Annotated in this window: 5 protein-coding genes; all 5 read right to left on the bottom strand. The window is 46.7% G+C overall.

The window, feature by feature from the left end; all coding sequences use genetic code 11:
- Positions 1-365: 365 nt before the first annotated feature.
- Positions 366-1,229 (bottom strand): dTDP-4-dehydrorhamnose reductase, encoded by an 864-nt coding sequence (gene rfbD / locus MVG27_RS01000; protein ID WP_297555936.1) that lies wholly within the window; start codon positions 1,227-1,229, stop codon positions 366-368.
- The gene (locus MVG27_RS00995) at positions 1,226-1,696 is read right to left on the bottom strand and encodes a type II toxin-antitoxin system VapC family toxin (RefSeq protein ID WP_297555934.1); all 471 of its coding nucleotides are present in this window, start codon (positions 1,694-1,696) and stop codon (positions 1,226-1,228) included. The genes rfbD and MVG27_RS00995 overlap by 4 nt, the downstream gene beginning before the upstream one ends.
- The gene (locus tag MVG27_RS00990; RefSeq protein ID WP_297555933.1) at positions 1,684-1,872 is read right to left on the bottom strand and encodes a hypothetical protein; all 189 of its coding nucleotides are present in this window, start codon (positions 1,870-1,872) and stop codon (positions 1,684-1,686) included. The genes MVG27_RS00995 and MVG27_RS00990 overlap by 13 nt, the downstream gene beginning before the upstream one ends.
- A 62-nt stretch (positions 1,873-1,934) precedes the next feature.
- On the bottom strand, positions 1,935-2,492 hold the full coding sequence (rfbC, locus tag MVG27_RS00985; RefSeq protein ID WP_297555930.1) for a dTDP-4-dehydrorhamnose 3,5-epimerase: 558 nt from the start codon (positions 2,490-2,492) through the stop codon (positions 1,935-1,937).
- Positions 2,493-2,494: 2 nt separating this feature from the next.
- Positions 2,495-3,190: GDP-mannose 4,6-dehydratase (locus MVG27_RS00980; protein WP_297555928.1), on the bottom strand; the 696-nt coding region annotated here is incomplete at its 5' end.

The following is a 3,190-nucleotide window of genomic DNA, read 5'->3' as shown; positions in this document are numbered from 1 at the left end:
TCCCCCGCAGGGTAGAGCCTCGTTGCCACGGCCCAGAAGACGAAACCGGCGAGTGCGGTCGTGAGCGATGAGAGTGAAATGTAGATTGAGTTTCTGTAGAGTGGACTCCTGAGGTTTTTGAGCTCCCATTTGATTACATCGGAGATCATAAGTTCTCCCCGCGTGTATTGTCACCTAAACTTACTCATCAATATAACTCTTGAAACTAATGAAACTAAAAAACTTATGGGCCGCTAAAACTATGATAACGCTATTGAAAATCCAGCTCTCTGACCCTTGAAGTCTTTTCCAAAGCCCGTTCTTATCACTCATTGATTTCCTCTTTTGATTCATTTATCGCGTCAACTTGCCAAACTTCTGCTCGATTATAGCCATCCTTTTTCATTTAGGTATTCCTTCAGCCCTTCTCTCCAGCCTGGCATTTTGAGTCCGATTTTATGGAGCTCCCTGTTCTCAAGCGCCGAAAACTTTGGCCTCCTCGCCAGCCTGTTGAGCTCGCTCGGTTTTATAGGCTTCAATTCGACATCCCAGCCCAATATTTCAAATACTGCCTTGGCAAACTCATACCACGAGCAGTAGCCCTTGTTCACCATGTGGTAAACTCCGAACTCCGGCTTCAGCTTTAAGAACTCCTTCAGGGTCTTTGCAACGTTCATGGTGTATGTTGGGCTCATAAACTGGTCATCAACTATCCTCAGCTCTTCATCTCGCCTTGCTCTTTCAATGATCCAATTTACAAAGTTACCCCCCTTCCCCTTGGCTCCAGCCTTCCCGTACAGGCTTGCAACTCTAATAATGTAATACTTATCGGAATAATTCCTTGTGAAAATCTCTCCTGCGTACTTGCTGGTTCCGTAGACGTTTATCGGGTTCGGAACATCGTCCTCAGTATATGGTTCTTCCTTCTCGCCGTCAAAGACATAGTCCGTGCTGATGTAGACGTTAATTGCACCAATTTCGCGGGAAATCCTGGCAACGTTCAGCGCGCCGATGGCATTGACAGCAAAGGCCTTCATCGGATAAAGCTCAGCATCATCAACTCTGACATATGCAGCCGTGTTGATGATGACATCTGGCTTTAGCTCTTTCAGCACCTTCAGGGTTTCTGGAATGGTAACGTCTAAGTCTTTGTGTGTCAGGGGAATAACCTCGAAAGAGGAATCCTCCTTAAGTATTTCAACTATATCCGTTCCCAGTTGACCATTTGCGCCAATGACCGCAACCCTCACGGGACATCACCAAGCATAGTTATCTTCTCTGGATCGTCGAGAAGATGTATTCCTTCGTTCTCACAGGCATTGGCAAAATCGCTGTCAAACGAAATTAGATACTTGACGTCGTAGAACTTACAAGTTGCGAGAATGAGTGCATCATTCGGCAGCAGGCCGTATTTTGTCAGGTACTCAACGGCAAGGGTTTCAATAGCCCTGTTTATCTCCAGATCAAGGAAAAGTTCAAAAAGCCTTGAGAAGTCCAGGAGCTCCTCCCTCAGGTTCCTGATAATATAGGGGTTGTGTTTGAGTGTATACGGGCGTTCGCCAGTTAATGCTCTTAGGTACACCATAAGCGCCTCACTGAACACTATGCTGTTAGAATACAGGATGTCAAACCTCTCCCTTAAGTCGAGGAGGTCAATATTGCCTCCAAGGTGCTCAATTATTATGTTGGTGTCTATGAAGGCCGTCAGACGGTCCATTCCTCTTCGACCTCTCTTAGGAGTTTTTTAAGATCCATGTTCTTGAACTTTCCGTGAAGCTTCTGGACACTGTACTCTATAGCAATCTCCCTCTCAACGATTCGTTTCAGCCGCTTGAGGTCAATTGTCTTCAGGATCTCGTCAGGGATGTTGATCTCAATGGCGATTTTTCCCATATCCAATCACCGCTAGTGTATTTTTATCAGAGCGTTATAAAATGTTTTGCGACAGTAGTGTATCAAAACACCCATCCTTTCTCACCTGCCTCCTTTAGTGTCGGCCATTTCTTGTCTTTTTCCGAGACTACCGGATTATCAACGGGCCAGTTTATACCTATCTCCGGGTCGTTCCAGATTATTCCACCCTCATAATCCGGTGCGTAGACGTTGTCCACTTTGTAGACTACTTCGGCAACGTCACTCAGCACGACAAAGCCATGGGCAAAGCCCTTTGGAATGTAGAGTTGCCACTTGTTGTGCTCGGAGATTATGACCCCTATGTACTTGCCAAACGTTGGTGAGTCCCTCCTTAAATCCACGGCAACATCGTAGATAACACCTCGTATGACCCTAACAATTTTGGCCTGAGCGTAGGGCTCGCGCTGGAAGTGGAGACCCCTTAAAACACCGTATTTCGAGCGAGAGTAATTGTCTTGAATAAATTCCTCTTTTATCCCAGCTTTCTCAAAATCCGGTTTTTTGTAAGTTTCCATGAAAAAGCCCCTGTCATCTTCAAAAACACGGGGTTTGATTAGAATAACATCTGGAATTTCAAGGTGTCTGAACTCGAACGGCATTTTTACCACCCTATCTTCCACGGTGTTGGGTGGAGAATCTTCTCGTTTACCAGTGGCCTCCACCACCATTCGTTTTCAAGATACCACCAGACCGTCTTCTCTATACCTTCCTCGAAGCTGTACCTTGGCCTCCACTTCAAATCCCTCGTTATCTTCCACGAATCGAGCGAGTACCTTAAATCGTGCCCGGGCCTGTCCTCAACAAACTCTATTAGCGACTCGTCCTTTCCGAGGAGTTTGAGAATTGTTTTAACGACTTCAATGTTTGTTTTCTCCTCTCCTGCAGAGATGTTGTAAACTTCCCTTGGCTCGTCCCTGAGTAAAACTCCCTCGATTGCCCTAACATGGTCTTCGACGTATAGCCAGTCTCTCACGTTCTGGCCGGTGCCGTAAATAGGAACTTTCAGCCCCATGCTGGCCCGGATTATGGTCTTCGGGATAAGCTTCTCCGGGAACTGATAGGGGCCGTAGTTGTTTGTACAGCGCGTTATGGATGCGTTTAGGTTGTAGGTCCTAGTCCAGCCAAGGACGAGAACGTCGCTCGCGGCTTTGGTGGCGGAGTACGGAGAGGAGGGCATCAACGCATCCTTTTCGGTGAATGAACCCTCCAAGATGTCTCCATAGACCTCGTCGGTGCTTATGTGGACAAACCTGACTTCCGGATTTTCCTTTCGTATTGCTTCGAGAATCGTGTATGT

Origin of the sequence: Thermococcus sp. (genome assembly GCF_027011145.1) — an archaeon.
Classification (GTDB): Archaea; Methanobacteriota_B; Thermococci; order Thermococcales; family Thermococcaceae; genus Thermococcus.
The sequence above is the reverse complement of the archived record's forward strand: the minus strand, read 5'-3'. Positions and strand labels throughout refer to the sequence as shown.

What these genes read in the sequence shown, in the direction of transcription:
- MVG27_RS00995 (WP_297555934.1), bottom strand. Translation starts at nt 1,696, where the DNA reads ATGGACCGTCTGACGGCCTTCATAGACACCAACATAATAATTGAGCAC.
- MVG27_RS00990 (WP_297555933.1), bottom strand. Translation starts at nt 1,872, where the DNA reads ATGGGAAAAATCGCCATTGAGATCAACATCCCTGACGAGATCCTGAAG.
- rfbC (WP_297555930.1), bottom strand. Translation starts at nt 2,492, where the DNA reads ATGCCGTTCGAGTTCAGACACCTTGAAATTCCAGATGTTATTCTAATC.